General features: G+C 59.4%; 1 protein-coding gene. It reads right to left on the bottom strand.

The features are described 5' to 3' along the window. Positions 1–251, bottom strand: a 251-nt coding sequence (locus AC6CIA_RS26515) for an ATP-binding cassette domain-containing protein (RefSeq protein WP_498316130.1), incomplete at both ends; no start/stop codon positions are given.

The following is a 251-nucleotide window of genomic DNA, read 5'->3' as shown; positions in this document are numbered from 1 at the left end:
CCCATCACTTCCATCAGGTCGCTGGACACCACGATCACCGCAATGCCGCTGGCCGCCAGGTTATGGATGATCTGGTAAATCTCCGCCTTCGCACCGATATCGATACCTCGCGTCGGCTCGTCGAGCAGCAGCACCTTCATCGGCATCGACAGCCAGCGACCCAGAATCGCCTTCTGCTGATTGCCGCCGGAGAGGTACATGATTTTCTGCGCCGCGCTCGGGGTCTTGACCTTCATGGCCTGGATTTGCTG

It is taken from the genome of Pseudomonas sp. GQ91 (assembly GCF_059758795.1).
Note: the sequence above shows the minus strand (reverse complement) of the source record. Positions and strands in the feature narration are given on the sequence as shown.